Annotated in this window: 28 protein-coding genes and 1 pseudogene; 25 read left to right on the forward strand and 4 right to left on the reverse strand. The window is 69.2% G+C overall.

What is annotated here, in order from left to right; genetic code table 11:
• The first annotated feature begins 466 nt into the window (after window positions 1-466).
• From IG54_RS0134555 to IG54_RS39520, 6 genes are all read left to right on the forward strand, one after another.
• Window positions 467-874, forward strand: a complete 408-nt coding sequence (locus tag IG54_RS0134555) for a DUF6211 family protein (RefSeq protein WP_030794155.1) — start codon at window positions 467-469, stop codon at window positions 872-874.
• Between the two features lie 40 nt (window positions 875-914).
• Window positions 915-1736, forward strand: a complete 822-nt coding sequence (locus IG54_RS0134560; RefSeq protein WP_051820341.1) for a hypothetical protein — start codon at window positions 915-917, stop codon at window positions 1734-1736.
• 4 nt (window positions 1737-1740) lie between these two features.
• Window positions 1741-2439, forward strand: coding sequence for a hypothetical protein (locus IG54_RS0134565; RefSeq protein ID WP_030794159.1), 699 nt, complete (start codon window positions 1741-1743; stop codon window positions 2437-2439).
• A gap of 370 nt (window positions 2440-2809) precedes the next feature.
• Window positions 2810-3778, forward strand: a complete 969-nt coding sequence (locus tag IG54_RS0134570) for a ParA family protein (RefSeq protein ID WP_158708983.1) — start codon at window positions 2810-2812, stop codon at window positions 3776-3778.
• Entirely contained in the window at window positions 3775-4473 is a 699-nt protein-coding gene (locus tag IG54_RS39515; protein ID WP_051820344.1) for a hypothetical protein, read from the forward strand. The genes IG54_RS0134570 and IG54_RS39515 overlap by 4 nt, the downstream gene beginning before the upstream one ends.
• Before the next feature lie 217 nt (window positions 4474-4690).
• Complete coding sequence (locus IG54_RS39520; protein ID WP_051820347.1) at window positions 4691-6904, forward strand: hypothetical protein; 2214 nt, start codon at window positions 4691-4693, stop codon at window positions 6902-6904.
• A 326-nt stretch (window positions 6905-7230) separates the two neighbouring features.
• Here the strand turns inward: IG54_RS39520 and IG54_RS0134585 are convergent, their stop codons facing one another.
• The gene (locus tag IG54_RS0134585) at window positions 7231-8031 is read right to left on the reverse strand and encodes a GntR family transcriptional regulator (protein ID WP_030794168.1); all 801 of its coding nucleotides are present in this window, start codon (window positions 8029-8031) and stop codon (window positions 7231-7233) included.
• A 271-nt stretch (window positions 8032-8302) separates the two neighbouring features.
• Between IG54_RS0134585 and IG54_RS42315 the strand changes: the two genes are divergently transcribed.
• From IG54_RS42315 to IG54_RS0134625, 7 genes are all read left to right on the forward strand, one after another.
• Window positions 8303-8467 carry a hypothetical protein gene (locus tag IG54_RS42315; RefSeq protein WP_158708984.1) on the forward strand — a complete coding sequence of 55 codons (165 nt, stop codon included), beginning with the start codon at window positions 8303-8305 and terminating at the stop codon, window positions 8465-8467.
• Window positions 8468-8694: 227 nt separating this feature from the next.
• The gene (locus tag IG54_RS42320) at window positions 8695-8841 is read left to right on the forward strand and encodes a hypothetical protein (protein ID WP_158708985.1); all 147 of its coding nucleotides are present in this window, start codon (window positions 8695-8697) and stop codon (window positions 8839-8841) included.
• A gap of 56 nt (window positions 8842-8897) precedes the next feature.
• Complete coding sequence (locus tag IG54_RS0134605; protein ID WP_158708986.1) at window positions 8898-9098, forward strand: hypothetical protein; 201 nt, start codon at window positions 8898-8900, stop codon at window positions 9096-9098.
• Window positions 9095-10150 (forward strand): hypothetical protein, encoded by a 1056-nt coding sequence (locus tag IG54_RS0134610; RefSeq protein ID WP_030794175.1) that lies wholly within the window; start codon window positions 9095-9097, stop codon window positions 10148-10150. Before IG54_RS0134605 ends, IG54_RS0134610 begins: the two co-directional genes overlap by 4 nt.
• 21 nt (window positions 10151-10171) lie before the next feature.
• Window positions 10172-10585, forward strand: coding sequence for a hypothetical protein (locus IG54_RS0134615; protein WP_030794178.1), 414 nt, complete (start codon window positions 10172-10174; stop codon window positions 10583-10585).
• Window positions 10585-11751: a hypothetical protein gene (locus IG54_RS0134620; protein WP_030794181.1), complete on the forward strand. Its 1167-nt coding sequence runs from the start codon at window positions 10585-10587 to the stop codon at window positions 11749-11751. The genes IG54_RS0134615 and IG54_RS0134620 overlap by 1 nt, the downstream gene beginning before the upstream one ends.
• Window positions 11752-11881: 130 nt before the next feature.
• Window positions 11882-12121: a hypothetical protein gene (locus tag IG54_RS0134625; protein ID WP_030794184.1), complete on the forward strand. Its 240-nt coding sequence runs from the start codon at window positions 11882-11884 to the stop codon at window positions 12119-12121.
• 63 nt (window positions 12122-12184) lie between these two features.
• Here the strand turns inward: IG54_RS0134625 and IG54_RS39755 are convergent, their stop codons facing one another.
• Window positions 12185-12544, reverse strand: a complete 360-nt coding sequence (locus IG54_RS39755; RefSeq protein ID WP_063756302.1) for a DUF397 domain-containing protein — start codon at window positions 12542-12544, stop codon at window positions 12185-12187.
• Window positions 12541-13374 carry a helix-turn-helix domain-containing protein gene (locus IG54_RS0134635; protein WP_051820351.1) on the reverse strand — a complete coding sequence of 278 codons (834 nt, stop codon included), beginning with the start codon at window positions 13372-13374 and terminating at the stop codon, window positions 12541-12543. The genes IG54_RS39755 and IG54_RS0134635 overlap by 4 nt, the downstream gene beginning before the upstream one ends.
• Before the next feature lie 556 nt (window positions 13375-13930).
• On the opposite strand from IG54_RS0134635, the gene IG54_RS0134645 reads away from it, so the two are divergent.
• The 7 genes from IG54_RS0134645 to IG54_RS0134675 all read left to right on the forward strand — a co-directional run bounded on the left by IG54_RS0134645 (window position 13931) and on the right by IG54_RS0134675 (window position 17864).
• Window positions 13931-14416, forward strand: coding sequence for a hypothetical protein (locus IG54_RS0134645; RefSeq protein ID WP_030794196.1), 486 nt, complete (start codon window positions 13931-13933; stop codon window positions 14414-14416).
• Entirely contained in the window at window positions 14413-14904 is a 492-nt protein-coding gene (locus IG54_RS0134650) for an ATP-binding protein (RefSeq protein ID WP_234336459.1), read from the forward strand. Before IG54_RS0134645 ends, IG54_RS0134650 begins: the two co-directional genes overlap by 4 nt.
• Before the next feature lie 190 nt (window positions 14905-15094).
• Complete coding sequence (locus tag IG54_RS0134655; protein ID WP_030794201.1) at window positions 15095-15484, forward strand: DUF6415 family natural product biosynthesis protein; 390 nt, start codon at window positions 15095-15097, stop codon at window positions 15482-15484.
• Window positions 15485-15541: 57 nt separating this feature from the next.
• Window positions 15542-15739, forward strand: a complete 198-nt coding sequence (locus IG54_RS0134660) for a DUF5999 family protein (protein WP_030794205.1) — start codon at window positions 15542-15544, stop codon at window positions 15737-15739.
• Complete coding sequence (locus IG54_RS0134665) at window positions 15736-16413, forward strand: hypothetical protein (RefSeq protein ID WP_030794207.1); 678 nt, start codon at window positions 15736-15738, stop codon at window positions 16411-16413. The genes IG54_RS0134660 and IG54_RS0134665 overlap by 4 nt, the downstream gene beginning before the upstream one ends.
• Before the next feature lie 109 nt (window positions 16414-16522).
• Window positions 16523-16828 (forward strand): hypothetical protein, encoded by a 306-nt coding sequence (locus tag IG54_RS0134670; protein ID WP_030794210.1) that lies wholly within the window; start codon window positions 16523-16525, stop codon window positions 16826-16828.
• 118 nt (window positions 16829-16946) lie between these two features.
• Window positions 16947-17864: a lipopolysaccharide kinase InaA family protein gene (locus IG54_RS0134675; protein ID WP_051820353.1), complete on the forward strand. Its 918-nt coding sequence runs from the start codon at window positions 16947-16949 to the stop codon at window positions 17862-17864.
• Window positions 17865-18121: 257 nt separating this feature from the next.
• On the opposite strand, the gene IG54_RS40940 is transcribed toward IG54_RS0134675, so the two are convergent.
• Window positions 18122-18559, reverse strand: a complete 438-nt coding sequence (locus tag IG54_RS40940) for a helix-turn-helix transcriptional regulator (protein ID WP_158708987.1) — start codon at window positions 18557-18559, stop codon at window positions 18122-18124.
• A 334-nt stretch (window positions 18560-18893) separates the two neighbouring features.
• Between IG54_RS40940 and IG54_RS0134680 the strand changes: the two genes are divergently transcribed.
• The 5 genes and pseudogenes from IG54_RS0134680 to IG54_RS0134700 all read left to right on the forward strand — a co-directional run.
• Window positions 18894-19784, forward strand: a complete 891-nt coding sequence (locus IG54_RS0134680; RefSeq protein WP_051820355.1) for a conjugal transfer protein — start codon at window positions 18894-18896, stop codon at window positions 19782-19784.
• Window positions 19785-19820: 36 nt separating this feature from the next.
• The gene (locus IG54_RS38635; protein WP_037898302.1) at window positions 19821-20069 is read left to right on the forward strand and encodes a hypothetical protein; all 249 of its coding nucleotides are present in this window, start codon (window positions 19821-19823) and stop codon (window positions 20067-20069) included.
• Window positions 20066-20620 carry a hypothetical protein gene (locus tag IG54_RS38640; RefSeq protein WP_037898304.1) on the forward strand — a complete coding sequence of 185 codons (555 nt, stop codon included), beginning with the start codon at window positions 20066-20068 and terminating at the stop codon, window positions 20618-20620. The genes IG54_RS38635 and IG54_RS38640 overlap by 4 nt, the downstream gene beginning before the upstream one ends.
• Window positions 20621-20634: 14 nt before the next feature.
• Window positions 20635-23181 carry an ATP-binding protein gene (locus IG54_RS0134695; protein ID WP_030794225.1) on the forward strand — a complete coding sequence of 849 codons (2547 nt, stop codon included), beginning with the start codon at window positions 20635-20637 and terminating at the stop codon, window positions 23179-23181.
• Window positions 23178-23535: pseudogene (locus IG54_RS0134700) on the forward strand (hypothetical protein); the annotation flags it as partial. The gene IG54_RS0134695 and the pseudogene IG54_RS0134700, both read left to right, overlap by 4 nt.

Raw genomic sequence — 23535 nt, forward strand, 5'->3', positions numbered from 1 at the left:
AGGGGAGACCCCGGCCACCCCCACACCCCAGCCACCCACGGCCCGCACACGGTGACGGAGCCCCCGCCCCCTTGGGAGTAAGGGCCCCCGCCGGAGGCGGTCCTGTAGGTATGAAGAGAAGTCGAACGAACGTCGACTCAACCGTCTCGGCAAGCCCATGAGCTGGGGGTTTGTGGCTTGTAGCCCTCAACCGGAGCGGGCATAATTAGGGATTCCGGCAGGCTAAGAGCGGTTTGCCGGTGCAGTGCGGTCGCTCGATCGGACCGGGTCCGCCGAACGACTGGACACGCAGTAACCGAGTAAGGCACGATTAGTGAAGCCGAGAGGTTCGATGCTCGGCTCTTCCGCGGAGACGCGGGAGGAAGTGGGGCGGACGGTCAGCCCAATGGCAGTAGTGCTGACCGCCCTGAAGCCCCCTGGCCCCAGGCCCTTCAACAAAGCCCATATACCAGGAAGGCATCTACGCATGATGGTAAACGACGCGGAGCTGAACACGGCCCCCGCGCTTGACGACCTGATCACCCTGCACGCCGGGAACACGGCCGGTGCCGACCACGGTCTGCTCTACCGCATCGAGGACGGCCCCCTCCCCCGTGACGGTGGCTGGTTCATCCAGCTTGCGGACGAGACGGCCCACGGCGCCCAGGACTGGGCGGCGACCATCCAGAGCCAGGACATCGACACGATCACCAGGCCGATCGAGTCCGGCGTCATGAACTGGAAGCACGAGGTCGACCAGGACCAGGGCGCCGAGGACGCGGACGAGGAGCCGGAGGTCGAGCACGGCCTGACGGAGTCCGGCGTGGTACTTCTGCCCCGCGCCGCCGGCCACGACCAGCACCACCGTGACCAGGGGGCGGGCAATGACGACTGAAGCCCCGTCGCGAGACGGAAATACAACGGAGGACTCCCTCATGGCCATCCTGAACGGGCGTCGGGTATCGACCCGCAGGGAGCTCGCGGACAAGCACGACCTGAGCCTCACGTACCTGGAGAAGCTGTACCGGGAGCGGGAGACGAACGGGCACCCCGAGCCGGTCCCGGACGCCGCCGGCCGGGAACTGGCCTGGTATGACGCCGACTGGCGCCGCTGGTACAAGGACCTCACCGGCACCGCGGGGCTGGAGAGCCGCGCGGAACTGCAGGAACGCACGGGCCTGGGCCGCAGCACGCTCGAACTGTTCTACCGGGAACGGGAGACCAACGGCCATCCCGAGCCGGAGAAGACGGTCGGGAACACCATGTACTGGAACTCCAAGGCATGGGACCGCTGGTACAAGGGCTACCAGGCCGGACAGGAGTGGCGGACGGAGATCGACCGGAGCGGCAACGCCGAGGACGAGATCACGCTCTCGCAGGCCGCACGGGTGCTGAAGATGGAGCCCACGAGCATCACGAAGTACCCCACCAGGAAGCCGAATCACTGGCCCGACCCCATCAGGGAGGAGAAGACCGACAGCGGCCGCGTGAAGCGCTACTACCGCCGCGGGGACATCTGGAAGTACGGGGAGCTCCGCGAGCGGAGTGGTGGCGGTCGCCCTGCCGGCACGGCCGGGACTACGCGCCGTTACCCCTACGACGGGGACGAGCGGCTGGAGAAGGCCCGGAAGGCGCTGAAGGCGAACCCCGACATGCCCGTCGCCAAGCTCGCTGGCGAGCTCGCCCGCGAGCACGGTGGAGCTGCCGGGACCTGGTCCCACATCGTCAGCAGTGCACGGCAGAACCCGGAGGACTGACCAGATGACCACCAGCGTCACCATCGCCTCCGACGTCATCGACCAAGTGGGCCTGAACCAGGCCGCGGACTTCCAGAGCCGCGTCACGGTGTTCGAGTGCGTGGAGTGCAGGACCGCAGGCGACGCGAGGACGGAGCCGGCCGTGGTTGTGCTACGTCGCAGTCCCGGCCTGTCCCACCTGGGGGTCGCGCACCATCGCTGTGCGAACTCACAGGTACGGGACTACGGTCCCGGAGACCTGGCCCTCACAGGGGAGACCGAACTGGTCCCCCGGGTGCTGGGGTTGCCCTCACCGACCGGCACCAGGCCGGTCCTCCTGATCGCCTACGAGGAGGAGGTCACCGTCACGGAGGGCGGTGAGCCGCCCTACGATCCCGTGATTCGCAGTTTGCTCGGGGACGGCCTTCATCAGATCCATGCGCTGGGGAAACCGTCACCGCGAAGCCCTGGGTGGCGAGCGCTCATCGGGCCGGAGACGAACGTACAGGTGAGCTCAAGTGCCCATGCCTGGCTGACGGACGGCGACATGTACGTCCCGCCGGGCTGGAGGGCGCTCGCCGAGCAGGCAGGTGAAGTCACCCTCATGATGGGACGTCTCGAACACACTCTCCTGCACGCCGTCACTCCCCCGCTGATGGCGTACGCGAAGGCCGCCAGGCAGGGACATCTGGTTGCCGGTGTCGTGGACGTCGTACTGCGGTGATTGCTGGCAAGCAGGCAGCACAGCGGGCACGCCATCGAGCGGGCAAGTGCAGCTCACAGTGAGTTTGCCATTACGTGTGCCATTACCCTACGCAGTGCACTGGCAAGCGTGTATGCCCAGGTCAGACACTGCTTCTTTCCCCGCCGTCATAGTCGCTTCCCTCCCCGCTTTTCAGTACAAGTGCTAGCCCCTCGGCAACCCAACTGGCCGCCCTGCTGCTCCCTCAGCGAGGTGGCCAGTTGTGTTGTAGGCGGGCTACCACGCGGAGCAGACAGTGGGAAAGACGGTTGTCAGTACAGCCTCCATGCCACCATGTAGCCACGCGTGCGGCCGGGCGAGGCTGCCATCAGAACAGGAGAGGGAGGTAACAGTGGCGACACCACTAGACATCGCTGCCTACTCGGCATCGCTGGTGAACTGGTCTGAGCTGGGCCATGTCTATTGCTTCGGCAACGGCAAGGGGGGCGTCGGAAAGACGACGTGCACGTGCAACATCGGCGGTCTCGCGGCGGCTGATGGCCTTCGCGTGCTGATCGTTGACCTGAACGTACAGGGCAACGTGGCAGAGGAACTTGGTTACGCCGAAACCGAGCTGGACGACGAAGGAAAGGGCCTGCTGACCGCCATCACGCTTCAGGAAGCGGTCAAGCCCATCCGTAACGTCCGGCCGAACCTGGACGTAGTCCCGGGAGGCAAGCTGCTGCGTCGAGTGCCGGGCATCATCGGCTCCCCGATCAACGATCAGGAACGAGCTGCGGCCGTCCTTACTCTGGCCCGCATCCTTCAGCCAGTGGCCAAGGAGTACGACCTGATCCTGATCGACTCCCCGCCCGAGAACGAGCACATGATGCAGCTGGCGCTGGGCGCCGCGCGGTGGGTGGTCGTGCCGGTCAAGAGCGACAAGTCCAGCCGCAAGAAGGGGCTCAAGGCCCTTGCCACGGACTACGCAGCGATGCGGCAGTACAACCCGTACGTGACTCTTCTGGGCGCCATCCTCTTCGCCACGGGAGCCAACGCCACGGCCATTCGCAAGACGGTTCGCGACGACGTGGAAGCGACCCTGGGCGGAGCAGCCCCCATCTTCGACAACGTCATTCGCTTCGCAGAAGCGGTGGCAGTGGCCGCCCGCGACCGCGGCAAGCTGGTGTACGAGCTGGAGGCCGCTGCCTCCGAGAACCCGGAGTTCTGGAAGATCCGCGCCGGCCTGGCGGACGCGAGCCAGGTCGTGTCGAAGACGTCGGCGTCGGTGAGCGAGGACTTCGCCGTGGTGGCGCGAGAACTCTTCACCCGGGCGGCGACGGTGCAGAACGAGATGATCCAGGAAGGTGTCTGGCCGTGACCACCCCGGAGGAAAACCTCGGGTCCATCTTCGCCCGGCCGACGGCGAACACCGTACCCAACCGCGCACAGGGCCTCGGCGGTCTGGTCCCCAACCGCGGAACAGGAAGTGCTCCGCCCCCGCAGAGCCCTACCGGTAGCGCTCCGCCGCCCCCGAAGAGCCCTGAAGACGTCAAGGAGACACCGCCGCCGGCCGCCCCCAGTGGTGACACCCCGCCGCCGCAGGCGCCTGCAGACCCACCCGCAGCGGTCGAGGCTGAGGAGGTCGAGGCCGAGGAAGGCGAGGCTGAGGAGGGGGAGACGGAAGCGGCCCTTGCCAAGACCAAGCACCGCACGACGCTGTACGTCTCGCCCGCCCTTCACCGCCGGTTCGAGCGGTACGTACGGGCAGCACGTGGCCGTACGAACACGTCGGCGGTGTTGGAGGCCGTGGCAGCGAAGAACTCGACCACCCCGCAGATCATCCAGGAGTCCAAGGTCTCGGTCGCGGCCGGGAACGAGCTCTTTCCCGAGGACCCCCGAGCAGTCCGGTACCTGGGTGCGGGGCCCGTGCAGATCCAAATCGCCCCGACGTACGCCCAGTTGCAGGTCTTGGACACCCTGACAGCCAAGTACGGGTTCGAGGCCCGAGCCACCTGGATCGCCCCAGTCCTGAACGCCTTTCTCCCCGGCAAGAAGGAAAAGGTGCCGGAGTGATCAAGGGCTTGACAAGGACTCCAAAATAAGGCATAATTAGGGACGTTGCGAGAGTGGTTCTTGTGACGCAAAAGCGAAACCCCGGGGTGCCTCAGCTTGTGGAGGCGGGCATCCCGGGGTCTCACACCAGAGACGAGGCTCCGATGTCGTACTTCAGTATCACCCCAGAATGGGGTGGACGTGCACCTTCCGGTGCTCTGCTGCCGGAGGTGGGGGCGTGAACGTGCTTCCCCGCATCCATGCCGTGGCGGAGTCCCTGGGGGTGCCCCCGTGGACGGTCGCTCTCGGCGGAGTGCTCGCGGGCGTGGCGAGCCTGGCCCTGCTGATCCTGGTCGTCCGCCTGGCCGGCCGGGCAGCGACGCGGGCGGTCGAGAAGGCTCGCCGCGACGACGACAGCGAGGCCCGCGCCCGGGTCATGGCCATGATTGACGACCGCTGGCGGACCATCGTCGGCATCTGCGGCATGTCCGTCAGCATGTACGGCCTGTACGGGTTCGCGGAGGACACCGCCGGGCTGCCGCTGCTGCTGCGGATCTTCTTCATCGCGATCTTCGACGGCGCGGAGATCGGCCTCATGCTGGGGCTGGCGCGGTCGCTGGCTGCCCAGGATGTGCCGCGGTGGACCGAGGGCATGATCCGGTCCCGCCGGATGGCGTGGGGCCTGGTGGCCCTCTCCGCGGCGGCGAACTGGGTGCACGCCCCGGAGGGCGGCGGCCTGTGGGCAAAGGTGGCCCTGGCCGGTGTGCCGGTGGTGTCGGTCAAGCTGCTGGAACACGGCCTTGACCTGCGGATCGCGGAGCTGGCGAAGGCCGAGGAGGAGGACGGCGTCCGGCCGGGCCCCCTTCGCCTGTTCGTCCTGCTGTGGCGCCGGATCTGGATCGCCGCATTCGCGTGGCTGGGCCTGGACACGACGTCCACGACCAGCGAGACCTCCCGCCGGCTGCTGGCCCAGCGCGCTGCCCGCGCGGTCATCGTGCTGGCCCGCGCCCAGAAGCGTGCCGACCGTACGTTCCGATTTGGCTGGCGGAAGTCGCTGGCCGACCGGGCGGTGGACCGGCGGACCGAGGACGCGGCGGTCGCGCTGGACCGCGCGGACGCGCCGGTCAACGTGGACCAGGCCCTTGCTGTGGTCCGGCGGACCATGGGCCACATGCAGGCCGGGCGACTGGGGCGGCTCGACTACGCGGACGTCGATGCCGTGGTGAACACCGTGGTCTCGCTGCCCGCGCTGCAGCAGAAGGTCACGCAGAAGCTGGAGGAGCAGAAGGCCGAGGTTCAGGACGAGCTGCGTGCAGCGGAGCGGGCCGCCAAGCAGGAGCGGGACGAGGCGCTGGCCGCACTGGAGGCGGAGCGGGAGGAGCGCACCCGGCTCCAGGCGGAGCAGCAGCAGGAGCGCGAGCGCTTCGAGGAACTGGCCGGGCAGCTTCGCGAGCAGGCCGAGCAGCTTCGCACCGAAGCAGAGCAGGCGAAGCGGGAAGCGGCCGAGCAGGTTCGGCTTGTCCGTGAAGCCGTCGAGCAGAGTGCGGCGCGTGAAGCGGAGGACCGCCGAGCGGAGCGGGAGACCACCGAGCAGCGGGCCGAGCGGGAAGCGAAGCGGTGGCACGACCAGATCGAGCAGCTTCGTGACGAGGCGAAGCAGCAGCTTCAGGAGCAGGCAGAGCGCTTCGAGCAGCAGAGCGCCGAGCAGGTCCGCGCCGAGCGGGATCGGTGGAGCAGGGAGCTGGAGCGGCTTCGCGGGGAAGCGGAGCGGCAGCTTCGTGAGCAGGCCGAGCAGCTTCGCACCGAAGCAGAGCGGGCGAAGCGGGAAGCGACCGAGCGGGTCGAGCGCGAAGCGGCTGAGCGGCTGGCGGCGGAGCGGGCCGAGGCGGAGCGCAAGATCGAAGCGAAGCAGGCCGAGGCGGAGCGCGAGATCGAAGCAGCACGCGCCGAGGCGGAGCGCAAGATCGCTGCTTCGCAGGAGCAGGCGGAGCAGCTTCAGGTTCAGCTCGATGCGAAGCAGGCGGCTCCGGAGCAGACCGCGCCGGCCGAGACGGCGGCGGAGCAGCCGCGGACGCCGAAGCCGAGGGAGGCGTCGAAGCCGTCGGCGCCGCTGGCCAAGGGCTCGCTGAAGCAGCGCTTCATCCAGCGGGTGCACGAGCTGTGCGAGCAGGGCGAACCCCGTCTGCTCGGTCCGGCGGTGACGCCCCGGACCCGTACCGATGTCGCGTACCAGGTGCAGGCTGAACTGGGGCTGACGTCGCAGGGGACGGCCCGCACCTACATGCAGGAAGCGATGGAGCGCTGGGAGGCCGCCCAGCAGGCCGCGGCGGAGAAGAAGGCGCCCGCCAAGGCCGCCAAGGACAAGGGCAAGGGCAAGCTGCTGGACACCTTCGGGCGCCCGATCGCGGACCTGGACGCGCTCGAACCGAAGGGGGCCCTGGCGCGGATCTGATCAAGACGCGAACGGGGGCTGGCCGGACCTGGAAAGGGGGTCCGGTCAGCCCCCGTTCTGCTGCCCGACGACCTTCTCGGTGGGTGCCGCAGAGGGGCCCTGAGCGCCGCTCTGCGGCCCTGCTGGCACCCGCCTGGCCGGGGAGGCCGACAGTGTCCCGGACGGCGTCCAGCGGCCGCGAGGCCGGTCCCGGGTCGAGGGGCGAGGGCGCCGGTAGGCGCGGTAGGTAGGCGGTAGGTAGTTGCCGGTAGGTGGCCTCTGACCTGCACATCTACCGGGCTACTGGGCGCCGGACGCGTCGGCCCGCCCGGTCGGGGAGCGGGGCGTCAGGTGGCGGTGGACCACTGATAGGAGAGCGACCACAGGTGTGCGGGGAGCACGCTGACGGTGACCGCCACGGTCCGATCGGCGGTGGCGGCGGTGCGGGTCAGATGGATGACCCTGTTGTCCGCGTCGATCTCCAGGGCGGTCGTTTCGTGCTCATGTGGCGGGCGGACTTCGACGGTTTCGGAGAAGTCCGTGGGCCGGTGCCCGAGCTCGGTGAGAAGGCCCGGGACGCCCCGGGGGCCGAGGTCTGGGCGCTCCAGGTCGGTGTGCCGCGCGATGTCGAGCGGCAGGTACGTGAACGCGAGCTGGACGGGGGTGCCGGGATCGGCGGGCGCGGAGCCGGCCGCCACGGCGAACGTCCGTGTCTCGCGGACAAGGACCTGCCCGTGCCGCTTCAGTCCGAGCAGAGCGGCCAGGTCCTGCGGGGCCCGCTCGGTGCGGACGTCGGGGAAGTGGCGGGCGACGAGTCCGAGCGCGCGCAGCTCCGCTTCGAGCGCGTCGCCTGAGCCGTCCGCTTCACCGTCGGGGCCGGAGCGGAGCAGGCCGTCCGTCCGCCGGGTGATCCGCTTCAGCAGGCGAGAGACGTAGGCCCCTGACCCCTTGCGCGTGGTCACCAGGCCCTCGGCGGCCGCGACCCGGACGGCCCGCTCTACAGCGGAGCGGGAGCACCCCAGGTGCTCGGCCAGTTCGGCGGCGGCCGGGAGCCGGGAGCCGGGTTCGTACGTGCCGCCCGTCACGGCGTCCCGCAGTCGCTGAGCGACGTGACGGAACTCTGGGGTGGCGGACGGGTGCTGTGTCATGAGCTGAGAGTAAGGCTCCGCAGCAGATCACTCAATCTCCCGAGGAGATTTCTAAATCTCCCGTGGAACTTGGTTGACCTCCCGTGGAGGTTGGCGTTTACTGGAGGTACCGCAGGACGCCAACGCGCTTGCTGCGGTGCTTCGTTACATGACAACGGCCCCGCACTGACGCCTGAGCGCAGCCGGGGCCGAAAGCTCCGGGACGGCCTCCCACCTTCCACAGCAGACGGCCGTCCCGGTCCCATCCCGAATCACGGAACGGACCTTCATCATGCCATTTCGCAAGACGATCTCTCAGGACGAGCTGCGAGAGAGCCTGACGCCCGAGCAGCGGGCGAGCGGCCCGACGTACCAGGCCAGCCGCGGCGGCTGGTTCCCCGAGCCCGCGAAGCCGGTCCCCGGCACCCCTCAGGGTGACCGGACCGCCCCCCAGTAGCCGACCGCGAGCCCGTGGGCGGCCGGACGGGTTCCGGCCGCCCACGGCGGGAGGGCGCCATGTACGCGCTGCACCTAGTTCTCACCCTCATGTTCCCGGCCTCCGCCGCAGGGGCAGCCGCCGCACTCGGCGCCCGGCCCCACGGACGGCAGGCCCTCGCCTGCAGCACCGCCCTGGTCGCGGCATTCGCCGTCGCCCTCGGTGTTGCGCACTCCTGAAGGACTCCCGTGCTCGACCTCCTGCTCGGCGGCGTGCTGATCGTGCTGGCCGCGACTCACCTCAGCCGGCCGCAGACCCGAGCCGTCCGTATCGCGAAGGACGCCCTGACCATCGGTTCCGCCCTGGCGGTCCTCATCATCTGGAGCCAGCTGTGACGGTGAACCAGCGCGCGATGCGCGCTCACCAGAGGCCGAACGGCCCTGTGGCTGCCGTGACTTCTCACGTTCCCGGCCCCCGCGCGACCCCGAAGCACGCGCGCTCGCCGCTCTCCCTGGACCTCCCTCCCGGGTTCGAGCGGGCGAACACGCCGACCGCCCCGATCGAGTCCACGGGGCGACTCGACCCTGACGAGATCCGCATCCGGCGGCTGATGATCGCGGCCGTCCGCGAATGGGGGTGGCTGGCCCGATGACGGCAAACACCGACTCGGGGACACAGGTCCCCGAGGCAGGTGTCCGCGACGTGAGTGACTTCCTCGCGGACCTGGACGATGTCCTGGCGACGTCGACCGCGCCCACGATCCCGGCACCAGCCGCCGAGCCGGACCCGGAGCCCGACGCTGCGGCGACCATGCCGGACGTCGACCTGGACTTGGACGTGGCCGACGCCGACCCGGCGCCGGCCGTGGTCGCGCCCGCCCCCGCCCAGCCGCCCGCCCCGGTCCGGGCACCCGCCCCGGCCTCACCGGCGAAGGACTGGTGGAACGACGTCTACAAGGCCGACACGGCAGACCTGGACACCTTCACCGGCAACACGCCAGCACCGGCCCCCGCGCCGCCCACGCCGAACACCGCGCCCGCTGCCGATCCGGCCCAGCCGGTCGTCAAGGAGGACGACGCCAACGACGAGGACGCCGAGGACGAGGACGAGGCGCCCGAGCCGAAGAAGGCCAGGACCTGGTGGAAGAAGGACCAGGGCACCCAGGACGACGACGCCGACGAGACGGACCCCGACGAGGCTCCGGCACCGCCCACGACGACGGGCGGCCGGTTCGCCGCCGCGGTCAGGAAGGCCGGTCCGGTCGTCGCTGGCACCGCGGACGGCGGCGGCCTGATCAACAACCCCCGGGGCCGCCAGGTCGTTTTCGCCGGCACCGCGTACGCCGTGGGCTGGGGTCTGCACCTGGACGACTGGGTCACGGGCCTGATGGTCCAGGCCGACCAGTACGCCACACCCGTGGCCGGTTGCGCCCTGGGCCTGGGAGTCCTGGGCCTGGCCATGCGGTCGAGGTTGGGCGGCGTCGTCTTCGTCTCTTCGCTGGGCCTGATCACGGCGCTGCAGATGGCCAGGCCCGCCTGGGTCGTCGGCGGCGGCGTCGCGCTGGGGCTCCAGATCGCTTACCGGATGGTCCGTGGCTGGGTCGGCCGCTACGGCGAGAAGTGGCCCTGGAAGGGCGTCGTCTGGGCCGCCCACATCCCAGCCGCCACGGCCACCGTCGCATCCCTCTTGTACGGCACGAACTAACTGAGAAGGCAGATCACAGACATGGGCCAGATTTTTGGAGCGATCGGGTTCACCGGCGGCGCCGTCGTGATGACCGCGTTCCTGATCGTCGGCGCGCAGGGCAAGTGGAAGATCAAGTTGTCCCACGAGGGCGTGATCGCGGCCGCGTTCATCACCGGCCAGCTCTATGCCCAGGCCGGGGAGACCTTCAGCTTCGTCGGAGACATGAGCGGCGGCCTGTCCCAAGCGATTCAGACCAGCTTCGGGTCCGCGGGCAACTTCGGCGCCGGTGCCGTCGCCATCCTGATGTGCATCCTGCTGTACGGCCTGAAGCCGTCGAAGTTCCGCAACGGCCTGTTCGCCCTGATGCTGCCCAGCATGTTCACGGCGGCTGGTGGCATCTTCGACACGATCACGCACCTGATCAGCAACTTGACCGGAACGGTGGTCGCCTGATGGCTGTGGACCTGGTCAAGTCCGACCCGGGCGACGAGGACAAGGGCGGGGCGGGCGACGTCGAGCTGCTGGACGACGAGGGCGTGACGGCGGAGCAGCCGTCACGCCCTCGGGCGTGGTGGGGCCAGATCATCGAGTCCCTGGAGAGCCAGGCGGACGCCCCCCGGGTGCCCGGCCGTGCCGTGACCCGGCCGGACCTGTCGGCGTATCACGCGTTCGACCGCGCCGGCCTGGTCACCGTACGGGCGGGGTCGGTGATCATCCTCCGCGCGACCTGGACCCTGACACGCCGGGGCTGGGTGCTGGTCATCGGCCGGGTACGAAGGAAGGGGGCGAAGTCGACCCCCAAGGCGGCGGCCGCTGGCGACGCCGAGCGCTCCGTGAAGCCGAAGCGGCGCGGCGGGAAGTCTCCGGCGAAGAAGTCGACGGGGGGCAAGAAGGCGCCTGCGAAGTCCGGGACCAGCACCGGTGACCTCATCATCGGCGGTGTGGTCCTAGTCGGCATGGGGGTCATGTTCCTGGTCAACACGGCGGTCCCGGCGGTGGGGAAGCTGGCGGCGGCGGTAGGGAACTGGGTGGTCGACCACCCGGTGGACCTGATGCGAGGAGCGGGCGGTTTCGTGATCATCTTCGTGGTGATCGCCTGGATCGTCGGAGCGGTCGCCGGGGCCCACGAAGATCACGAAAGGGAAGATCGCGAAGAGGACGCGGACGGGGGAGTCGCGGAGGCGGACCCCCTTGAAGATCGCGAAGAGGACCAGGGGAGTGGGGAAGCGGAACCCGATCCGTCCGGTGGGGAAGTGGCGGAACCGTCCCCCGAAGAGGCTGCCGCAGCGGAGCGAATCAGGGTCTACGCGTGGGTGCGCGAGAGCATCCGGACCCGGGGGAATGGCACCGCCGTGCACCTTCGTGAACTGGCCCTGGGAAGCCTCCCCGAGGGGGGTGACATGCGGTCCGAGATCGGCCGGGTGAGGGCCCTCCTGGCGGCCCACCAGATCCCCGTCCGGGACGGCGTGAAGGCCCCCGCATCGGACAAGGACGGGGCCACCCGTAACCGGCCCGGTGTGCACTCCGCGGACCTTCCCCAGGGCTTCACTCCCCTGCCGGCCCAGGGGTCGAACCTGGTCCGCCTACTACCAGTAGGTCAGCCCTCTGACCTGCAATAACTACCCGCCGCCTACTGCCCGCCTACCGATTCGGTAGGCGGGCTACCTGCCGTCCCGCGCAGGTTCTAGGCTCGATTCCCGCATCAGCAGCCGCCCGCCCGTGGGCGGCCCGCGAGAGGAGAACGTCCCCGTGGCGTACTGGAAGTGCGGCGCCTGCCGCACCCGCTTCCCGATCGGCCCGGAGGGGGAGACGGCTGCACGCGAAGCCCACCGCCACCAGGCCCACTTCGGGGGCATCCCCGACGGCGAGGACGGGCCCGAGCAGAGCGGCGGTCAGCCGATCACCGGCCGCCAGGTCCTGTACGGGCTGGTCGTGCTGGCTGTGCTCGCCGTCCTGGCCCGCTCATGCGACTTCCACCTCATGAGCTGATCGGATTCACAGCACAAACGGAACGGGCCCGGCAGACATGGTCTGCCGGGCCCGTTCGTGATGTCACGCGCCGACGAGCTGGGGTTCCCGCTTCAGTACGCCGTCGAGGAAGAACAGCCACTCGCGGTGGGTGTAGACGTGCGGTGCCCCGGCGGTCGCCTCCCGATCGCTGAGCACTGCCGAGTCCGAGGTGATGGCGATCGAGATCCGGGACGCCTCCGCCGGCACCAGACCGCGCAGGTGATCCAGGAAGGCGGTCCACGTCGACTTGGGGTAGAGGTGGGCGGGCTTGGACACGTCCTTGCTGTCGCGCACGGCGACCTGGCCGTTGGCGAGGAAGGCGACCTCAACGCACCCCTGGGCGCTTTCGGAGAGAGACGCCTTCCGCCACTGGGCGTTGCTGAGGTCAGGGTTCGTGGTCATTTCATCTCCTTCAGCACGGTCTTCATGAACCGCGCCGACTCGGCTTCATCGAGCGCCATGCCGCGCAGTCGACTGTGGGACTGGTCAAACCGCCGGGTGTCCTTGGCCTTCTGGAGGTACAAGTTCCCGCCGGGGCTGTCCACGTAGACCACTGCGGGCTCCGTGGGGTCGGGAAAGTCGAGGATGGTGAATGCGCCGGTAAGAGCCGTGTGGGCGCCCTTGCTGTAGGGGAGTACCTGAACCGTGATGTTCGGGACCTGCTCGGCCTGGTCGATGAGGTGCTTCAGCTGCTCGCGTTGGCAGTCGATCCCGCCGATCTGGCGCCACAGGCACGCTTCGTCAAGGATCACGACCAGGTCCAAAGGCGACTCGCGGGTGAGTACCTGTTGCCGCTGCATGTGGAACTTAACCAGGGTCTCGATCTCGTCCGCCGGCGCCGACGGGCTTGTGCCGCGCAGAACCGCCCGCGCGTAATCCTCGGTGCGGAGGAGGCTGTGAACCGAGGCGAGGGCGAACACCCGCAGCGCGGCGGCCTCGGCTTCGAGGGCGATGTACGTGTCCAGGTTCGGCGGCAGCTCGAAGTTCGTCCACCACGACGCTTCTGGCGAGGCGCTGTGCATGGTCAGCAGGTGCTCGCGGGTTTCGGCCGGGGCGTCGTACGCCTCCAGGAGTCCCTTCAGCTCGATCAGCTGGACGTCGCGCTTGCCGTTCTCGATGCGGCTGATCGTTGAGTCCGACCGGCCGATTGCGGCGCCCGCCTCTTCGATCGTCAGTCCAGAAGTTTCACGGAGCGCTTGAAGCTCACGCCCGATCTGGCGTCGCTTGACCATGGGTCCTTGTGCTCTCGCCATACCGGCACCTCCCCTCAGTCTCCGCCTGCGTACACGGCTCCATCCTGCCGCACGGCGGGGCCCAGGAGTAATCGGTCCGTCCACTGTGACCCTCCGACCGTCAGAAACTTCGGTGAATCTTCCCATTGAAGTTGCACAGAGAATCTTCTGGGGCCATTCTAGGGTGACGGGCTCATTACGGCTGGTGATCACGTCCAGCCGGTCGCGGCGCGTGGACGCGTGGAGCGCAGCGACTCGCCGAGCCGGGAGGGAAGCCCCCGATGAAGAACGAGACAGTTCCGCAGGCGGCAGCACCGATCCCAGATGGTGAACGCGGTCCCGCCGACGAGACGGCGATCTGCCGCCGGTTCGAGGTCCCCGAAGTGAGCGGGGCCGTCTTACGCGTGCTTCAGGGGGCTTCCTGTCTGTGCTGCCGAATGCCGGACGGAGAGCTCCGTTACGCCGGCCGCGCGTGCACGGTCAGCCCGAGCGGCGACACGCTCTGGTGGGACGTCAAGGCCCACGAGAAGTGCTTGGCGGCTGCCGGGGGCGAGTCATGACGGCCGCCGTCACGGACGCCGCCACGGGCTGGTTCCTCGCGGCCCACCCCAGCCCCGACCGGTTGGCCGTCGAGTGGGCCGAGCACCCGAAGTGGACCGGGCAGCTTCCGGCGGGCCGGGCATGGGACGCAGTTGCGATGCCGTACGCCGTCGGGCTCGACGTGCTCGGAGTGTGCCGGACGCTGAAGGGCTACTGCCCCCCGGCGCTGGCAGATCGCTGGAACCGTCGCCTCTACCTCTTCATCGAGCCGGACCAGGGCGGAGTCTGGGCTGAGGACATCTGGACCCTCCCCCGTGAGTCCTGGCTGACCATCCCCCACCCGCTGTACGGGCCGTACGACTGCCCGACCTGGTGGGTGCAACGGCCGGACACCGAAGACGAGTTGCTGGCCGCCGTCGAGCTGCGAACCGCCGTTCGGCTCGCAGTGCCCGCCTACCGTCGTCGCGTCGCGTCGGTCCCCGCCGACGGAGGTGTGCTGTGACGCATGAGATGCCGAATCGTTCGGCGGAGACACCGGCACGCGAGGTTGGGGCCGACGGTGCCACGCAGCCGAACGTCCAGCCCGAGCCGCACCAGTACGCCTTCGACGGCGACGACCAGGCCCCGGCCCGCGCCCGTCATCACGTCCGGGAGGCCCTGTGTTCCTGGCGGATGCCGGAGAACACCGTCGACACGGCCGTCCTGCTGGCGTCCGAGATCACGACCAACGCGGTGCGGCACACCACGTCATCCAGCATTCAGCTCGAACTGCTGCGGCGTGACGGCGAAGTCGAGGTGGCCGTTCGTGACAGCGGTCCCCGGCCCGCCAGACCGCTCCGCGCGATCTCGGAGGAGACCGCCGACCTGTGGGACGAGCACGGCCGCGGGCTCGACCTGGTGCGCCGGTTGTCCAGCCGGTGGGGCGCCACGGAAGCGGGGCCGGGGCTCAGGGTCTGGGCCGCGATCGAGGCGACGGGCGATGTCCGATGACCGAGTCTCCGGCCGGCCGCGCTCTCGCGGAGCGCGCACCGAACACCACAGCCACCGCGCCGGACTGGCGAGCCCGCCGTCCGGCGCGGACCCCGGGCGCCTTATCGGCGCCCCCCGTGCCGCCCCTGGCAGGGCCAACCCCCCGTATCCCGCGCCGGGGGCGGCACGCCTACGCGATAGGGAGCTGCTGATGCAGTCGACGTACGCGGTTCACGCTCCCTCGGTCAGCGCCGAGAAGCTGGCTCGGATGGCAGCGGCCTTGCGAAGGATGCGCACGCTCCCCGAGATCCTGGACGACATCGGTGACGCGCTCGACCCACAACCTCCCGAGGAGGACGAGGTCGAGGAGATTCACGGTCACCTGCGTGACGACCTGGAGCGACTGGCCGCCATCGCTATTGCGGCGGAGAGCAGGGACGCCGAGGTACTGCGGCTCGCAGAGCGGGCCGCCAGCCTTCAGGCCGTCGACCTGCCAGATCACTTCCGGGACCGCGTTCTCCACCTGCGGCTGGTGGGCACCGTCGCGAACGACCTCCTGGAACGGCTCACCGCCACGCGAGCGATCAAGCAGGTCGCGTGAACCAGTGCGTCCAGCGGACGCCTTCACCAACACGGACCACCGAGAGGACGAAGCGCTATGTGTCCGCACAACCCTCCCTGCCCGGCAGTGCACGAGTCGGACCGTGAGCACGCCAGGGTGGTCGGCCGGGACTACCTGCTGGGCTGGGCCCTGCTGTGTAACGGGACCATCGTCTTCGACGACACCGGGAGCCTGCTGCCCGACGGTCAGGTCATCGCGCCGCACCGGCCCGAGTTCGCGGGGGCAGCGGCATGACCGTGACTCAGTTCCACTGGCGGGGGCTCCACGTCCCCTTCGTGGCGCCGTGGAGCGAGGAGAATCCGCTGCCGACCAGGCTGATCAAGCGGGTCGGTCCGGATGGCGCGGAGGGAATCGGCTACGCCGACGAGGTCAGCGGCGCGGACCGGAGGGACGGCGCCCTCTGGGTGCGGTACCCACTGGTGCGGGGGAGGGGAAGGCCCCGTCTGGCGGACATCCACCCCCTGCGTCAGCGTCAAGCCATGTCGCACATGCTCTGCATGGTCTGTGCGACCTCCACGTTCGACAACGACGAGTTCAGCCGCTGGGGCGGGAAGCACCTGTTCATCGGACGCGCGGTTGACGGTCGACCGATTCGCGACGGTGATGTGACGGACACCCCTCCCGTGTGCCTGCCGTGCGCCGTCGAAGCCGCCGAAGCGTGCCCGCACCTGGTCAAGGGGCATACCGCCGCCTTGGTCGAGCGGACAGAGCCGTGGGGAGTCTCCGGGATCGTCTACGACCCGCGAACCCTTCGGCCGGTCCCGACGAAGAGCAAGAACGGCCTCACCGACGTCGCGTTCGAGGACCCCGCGTTCCGGTGGACTCTCGCAGCCCGCGACGTCGTGACTCTGCACGGCTGCACCCCCGTGGACCTGGCCGAACTCGCGACGCCGAGCGTCGCGGCCTAGACCCCGTCCGGCGGCCCGGCGCCTCGCGCCCGGGTCGTCGGACGGTCAGCGCCGGCGGGCACAGCGCCCGCGGTGCCATCCACCGAAACAACCGAGAGAGCGAACCGCCATGCCTGACTTCCCGTACCTGCGTCGCATCCGCGCGAAACGCCCGCCGCGGCAGGACTTCGAGCCCCGCACCCTCATGGACATGCTTCTGGACCAGGACCAGGAGCAGGTCGAGGGCCGTGCCGTGCAAGTGTCCGCGGTGACCGTCTCGTTCTTCGGCTTCCGAGCGCAGTCGCACGGCAGGACGGGCTTCGCCGCGCTGAAGCACATGTACCGCGACCACCCGGTGCTGGTCCGCTGCCTGTGCACCTACCTGGGCGCCATGTGGACCGTGACCGCAGCCGTGGCCGCTCAGAACCTGCTCTGAGGCGGACCGGCGTCGCACCGGTGCCGCACCGCCCAGCCGGTGGGCACCGGTCCCTCCGCCGTCCCGTCACCGACGACCTGACCGCGACCGTCGCGGACCGTAGAGAGAGGGCCTTTCCGTGCTGGACGTTGAGGGGACGAAGTCCGTCAGTCTGCCGGGGCAACGTGTCGCGCAGCCACCGCTGATCGGCCGGGCCGATGCGGAGGCGCTGGCGGGAGAACCCGCGCACTGGGAGCAGGTGACGGACCGCAGAGGCGCGGCCGTCTGGCAGGTGTCCGGACCGCGCGGGCTGTGGGCCGTGAAGGTCGGCACCGGCGAGGGGGCCGCCACCGTCGCCCGCGAAACCGCCGTGCTCCAGCAGACGCACTCCCTGGTGCCCGGCCTGTCGTACGGAGGGCGGGCGAAGGCGGGCCGGGGGACAGGTTCGGCGTGGCTCATCACGCCGTGGCTCGAAGGCGCCTCCACCTGGACCCGGTTCGAGAGCGTACGCCAGCAGCACGACGACGACCGGTCCTCGGCCCTCGCCGCAGCGGTCGACGTGTGCCAGGCCGTCGGAGCCCTGCACGCGGCCGGATGGGTGCACGGTGACCTCCAGCCACACCACACCGTCCACACGTCCGGCGCGGTCCGCTTCATCGACTGCACATGGGCGTCGGGCCCGGTGCTGGCACCGTCGCACACCTTCCTCGGCGGACTGGTGCACCTGATGTCACCCGAACTGATGCACCGCATCGAGGCGGGAGAGCGTCCGGTGGTCACCGAGCCCTCGGACGAGGTGTACGCCGTCGCGGCCGGACTGTGGTGGGCCGCGACAGGCACATGGCACCGCGACTACGCCGCGGCCGGGGTCGACCCGGCACGGTTCACGGCGGCAGTGCTCCGCGGGCTGCTGCTGCGTAACCGGCTGCCGCACGGGCACATCACGCACTGGCCGCAGCTCGAAGAGGTTCTGCAGTACGCCCTCATGCGACCGCCGGCCGCGCGGCCCTCCGCCGAACAGATGGGGCAGTGGCTCCGCCAGATCGGCCCCGGATAACCCTCACTGCACGACCGCAAAGCCCCGGATGAGCGCCCAACTGCCGCTCACCGGGGCTTAGTTGTGCTCTTGTCACATGCCAAGGTCCTTGTCCCTGCCGTCTACGAGCCGGGCCCCGGACGCGGTCGGGCGCAGGCGCCGAGGAAGCGGAACATGCCTCATTGATCACTAAATCGCACTTTTCGGATCAAGGAATACATACGTGATTAAACGTTCCCTCGGGCTGTAACTCATTCTGTGGGTTTGTCGACAAAGGGTTATCTCTTCTTCGCCTTTTTTAATGGGGCGCTATTCCTGACGGTGTGTTCGTCGGTATTGAAGAGAGCTCCAAGTATTGGCACCCATCTGTCGGGTAGACCCTGGCGCCCCGTCTCGACATCGCAATACGTGCTGACGGCGACTTTCAGCGCTTGCGCCACCTGTGCCTGCGTGAACCCCAGGAACCGTCGGAGTATCCTCAACGTCCAGTCAGCGTCGAGGAGTTCGACCAGATCAAGGGGGGAGACGTCGAGGCTTCTGGCCAGCCGCAGCAGATGCCGTGGACTGGGCCGCTGATTCTTCGACTCCCACATGGCGACGGCGCTACGAGAGCACCCGACCGCTGTTGCCAATACCTTCTGGGAGATTCCACGGGCCTGCCGCAACTCAGCGACAAGCCATCCCCGCAGACGCCATCCGTCTGCCCCCGTGCGCATGGCGCCGCACTCTACCGCGACCCATACGAAATTTTTTGACGCACTGTGGCCGATCCGCGTACTGTCCAGATCAGTTCGGGCCTATCGCGGGGAAGGTCGTCTGGGGATGAGTGCGCTCAAAACGGTCGTGTGGAAGGTTCTCAACCTCCCGGAGCCCCGGAGCAAGGAAGCACCAGCTCCCGAAACGGAACCGCCCCAGCAGCAGACCACACCGTCAGCCGGCGCCGCACACTGGGTAGCCGCGGGGAAGCGTGTCCAGGCCGAGCGCAACGGGCACAGCCCGACTCAGGTTGCGACCGAACCCAAGCAAACACGGACGCCTGCCACCCCCTGGGTGCTTCAGGAAGAGAAGACCGGCACGAGGGCGCTGGTCGTCACCGGCCGGATCGTGCTGTGGGTGGTCGTCGGCCTGGCCGTGATCACCGGAGTCAGGTCCTGGTTCTGGCCCAGCCAGCCCGCGCCGGCCCCGGCGCCGACGGTCAAGCAAGGGCCCACCTACCCGGTGCAGGACGCCCAACTGGTCGCCGCGCGATTCGCGTACTCGTACCTGACCTGGGACGAGGCCGACCCCGACCAGCGGGCCAAGGCCCTGGCGCGGGACATGCCCAAAGGCACCGACACCACCGCGGGTTGGAACTCGAAGGGGCAGCAGACCGTACTCCTCGCCCAGCCGGGCGCGGTGACGGAGCTCGGCGACAAGCGCGCCCGGGTGCACGTGACCGTGCTGGTCAACGTCCCCGGTGAACCGGCCAAGGACAAGAAGAAGGACCCGGCGCCCGCCCAACGGAAGTGGATGGGGCTGGAGGTCCCAGTCCTGAACACCGCAGGCCGCATCGTCGTCACCGGCGAGCCGGGCATCGTCGGCGTTCCTGCCTCCGGCCCGACAGTCACCGACCAGAACGCCGTCGACAGCGACGTCGAGCTCTCCGCCCAGACCCAGAGCACCGTGGAAACGTTCTTCACCGAGTACGCCAAGGGTGAGGCAGACAGCGTGACCGCCCCGGGCGCGAGCGTTCCGCCACTGCCCGACGGGATCACGCTCCAGGGCATCCAGAGCTGGAACGTCGACCAGGGCAAGGGCAGCGACCGCACCGGAACCGCCGTCGTGCGGTGGACGATCGGCGCCGCCGAGCTGGAGCAGACCTACCGGGTCGAGCTGACCCGGGTGGCCTCGGCCGCCGCCGAGCGGTGGCAGGTCGCCGAGGTCCACGGCGGAACCGTCTAACTCCACCTGAAGGAACCAAACGAGGGGATACGAGGCATGTCTGCCGACACGGTGACGCTGGCGCTGACCAGCGGCGCAGACCTGAAGACGTGGGTCTTCCTGATCGCGGGAAACATCTTCCTGATCATCCTGGTGGTCCGAGCGATCGGCCACTACGCCAAGCGCGAGTGGGGTGAGCTGATCGGCCACGTCATCACCGGCATCCTGGTGGCCGGGTTCGTCTTCGCCACCGACACCACGAAGACCATGTTCGTGGAGATCTTCAACAAGGTCGCGGGCGCGTGAGCAGGGTCGGACACACGTACACACGCCACTTCGATCTTGAAACTCGCCAGCACGAAATCTTCGGCATGGACCTGGGCGAAGGCCCTTCCCGCCGGATGCTGGTCACGGGCGTAGTCGTTTACGTCCTGTGGACCGGTTCTCTCCTGATGCTGTTCGGGCTGCCCAGCCAGCTGACGTTCACGCTGTACTTCGCGCCCCCGGCGGTCATCACGTACTACGGGGCCCAGCGCAGCCGGAGGAACGAGCGCAGGTGGAACCTCACGCAATGGGCGCTGTGGGTCCGGTACCTGACGCTGGGACACCGGCCCGTGATCAACGGCGGGCGCCGCGCGGCCGAGAGGCACGAGTGGATGCCGCTGCGTGCCCGGCTCGGTGAGCGTGCCGAGGCGTTTGTCGAGCTGCCCGGCATGGGCGTCTTCGAGAGCGCGCTCGGCAAGGACGCGCCCCGGCCCACCGCCGGCCGGGCCGTCCCGTTCGACTCCAAGACCCGGATGTACGGGCCGGACGCGGTGTACCGCGCCCGCAAGCGCACCGGCGGCAAGCCGCAGTAAAGAGGGGTACGGGGATGAAGATCACGAAGGCAGTCGGAAAGTTCCTCGGAGTCGCGGGGGACCGGTCGGCGCCGCCGCCGCGATACCTGGCCCTTGCGGACGGGCTCACGGTGACGGAGACCCACGCGGAGGCGTGGTACGTCCTGTCCAGCAGCAACACGGACCTGATGTCGGAGACGGCGCGGGACGCCGAACACGACCAGGCATCCAGTGCGCTCGCCCGCACGCTCGCCGGGCACGACTGCCACCTGCGGATACTCTGGAGCCCGCTGAACGCGGCGGACTACCGCGTCGAGGCCGAGGAGCTGTTCACCGCCGGAGACTTCGCCGCGTGGGCGGACGCCCGGGTGGAACGGCTCGATGACCTTGCCCTCTCCCAGCGTCAGCTACTGCTGGGTGTCCGCATCCAGGAGCGTTCGGGACAGACACAGGCCCGCAGCCGCAGCGGCGTGCAGGATGCCTTCGGCATCAGGAAGACCGGCATCCCGCAGCGTGAGCTGGCCCGGCTCGACGCGCTCGCGCGCCGGCTCGGACGCCAGTTGGAGACGACCCCGTGGAGGGCCAAGCCCGCTCCGGTCGAGGTCCTGGCCTGGATGATCGCGCGCGAACAGCACCGGGCCACGAGTCTGCCGACGCCGAACTCCGCAGGCGTGATCTCCGGGGCGAAGCTGGCCGCACTCACCCGCGGCCGCGTCGTCCCGTACCCGGACCACGTGCGCGTGATGGACGCCCAGGGCGAAGTCGCCGCCTGGACCAGCGTCCTGACGATGGACTCCTTCCCCGAAGAGATGGAATCCCCGGGACCGGGGGAGTGGCTGCGGACGGTCAGCGAGATCACGTATGTACCTGAGTACGACGAGGACGGCGTCGACCCCGATGTTCAGATCCTCCCCGTCAACCCCGAGCCGTCCGTGCGCTTCAAGGTCCTGCACCGGCGCGACGCGCTGAAGTTGACCGAGGAGACGCGGAAGCTGGCCAAGGAGCAGGGCGACTCCGCCGCCCAGCACTCCGCCGGCACACCCGCCGCCGACATCATCGAGACCGAAGAGACCATGGCCCAGCTCGCGCGCGACATGAAGCGCGAGGACGTCACCCTGTTGGAGGACCACCCCCGTCTGGTCGTCTCCAGCGATGTCTCCCTGGAGGACCTGCGGTCGAAGATCGACGCGGTCACCACCCACTACGGCGGCCTCGGTATCGAGGTGTCCATCGGCACCGAGGAGCAGAAGGAACTCTGGCTGGAGACGCTGCCGGGCGACAAGGTGCGCGTTCCCGACCTCTCCCACATCCGTACCGTGGGCGCCCTCGCCGGAAGCTGGTTCTGGGGCGGGGCCTCCGTCGGTGACGACACCGGCCCGGTGATCGGCTACCTCACCGGCTCCACCCCCGGCCTGGTCCGCAACGACCTGACCGGCGGCTCCGCGCGCGGTGACGCGACCACCACGGCGTTCATCGGCCGAAGCGGACGCGGCAAGACGACCGCGATGATGATGAGCCTGTTGGATGCGGCGTTCCGCGGCAGCTTCGTCTTGGCGCTCGACTTCAAGGGCGACATGGGTGGTTTGGTCGCGGCCGGCCGCCGCTACGGCCTCAACGCGCACCTGGTCGAGACCGGCGCCCAGTACGCGGGCGTCGCAGACCTGTTCACCCTGCTGACCGGTGAGAGCGCCGAGCGGGCCCAGACCGAGGTCCCCGCACAGCTGGGCATCGCCCTTCCCCAGCACCTGCGGATGCGCGGCGCCGAGACGCCGATCCAGTCGGCCGTCAACGAAGTGATCGCCGCCGGGGAACCGCGGGTGTGGAAGGTCATCGAGTACCTGCGCGAGTCCACCGACGAGCTGGCCAGGGAGACCGGGCAGGCCCTGTACGAGCTCGCGCAGACGGGACTCGGTGCCCCGTTCATGGGCAGGCCGACCGGCGACAACATGTTCATGCGGTCCGAGCCGGGCATCTGGGTGGTGCAGATCCCCGGGATCTCGCTGCCTGCCCCGGACGACGACCGCGAGGACTGGTCCGTGCACCAGCGGCTCAGCGTCGCCCTGGTCCACTCCATGCTCGCGTTCGGCATCTCGATGGCCGGCCGCAAGGACCTGCGCGGCCTGCGCAAGGCCATCGCGGTCCCCGAGGTGCACGTACTGACGGCGACCCGCGAGGGAAGCAGCTTCCTCCAGTACATCGCAAGGGTCGGCAGGGCGCTTCAAACCGCCCTGGTCATCGACACCCAGGACCCGGAGTCGCTGGCGAAGCTGACCGGCCTCATCGAGCAGATCACCACCATGTTCGGTTTCCAGCTCACGACCTCCGAGCAACAGGACGCCCTCGCGGCCCTGCTCGACCTGCCCACGGGTGAGCACACCCGGGCGCTGATCCAGGCGATCGGCGTGGGCTTTGACCAGGAGATTCGCCACGGCCACGCGATCATGCGCGACCGGCGATTCCAGTCCGCCACCGTCCAGTTCGACGTCCCGTCGGAAGAACTGCTGGAACTGCTGAGCACGACACCGAAGGTCGACAACGGCGGGGCCGACCTGACCAAGGAACCGCAGGGGGTAGGGGTATGAAGCGCGCCGTAACCATCGCCGCCGCGGCGGCCGTCACCGTTCTCGCCGCCGGGTGCTCATCCCAGGACGAAGGGGAGAAGGGCGGGTCCGGTGGGGGTGGCGCCTCCGACACCGCGGCGGCCGCCGTGCAGGTCGCCCGGACCTACCAGAGCGCGGTCAACGGCGACGACTGGGCGAAGGCGTGCGGCCTGCGGACCGAGCGCTACCGGGACGGCTCCGTGAAGGAGTGCGTCGCCGAGAACGCGCCGAAGGCCGAGAGCCCGGAGCCGACCGCGAGCGAGTCCGAGGAGTTCCCGCCGCTTCGCCGGGCGGACGGCTCGGTCGTGAGCGGCAAGCCGAAGCCGAGCGCCAGCG

Source organism: Streptomyces sp. NRRL S-920 (assembly GCF_000717945.1).
GTDB classification, from domain to species: domain Bacteria; phylum Actinomycetota; class Actinomycetes; order Streptomycetales; family Streptomycetaceae; genus Streptomyces; species Streptomyces alboniger.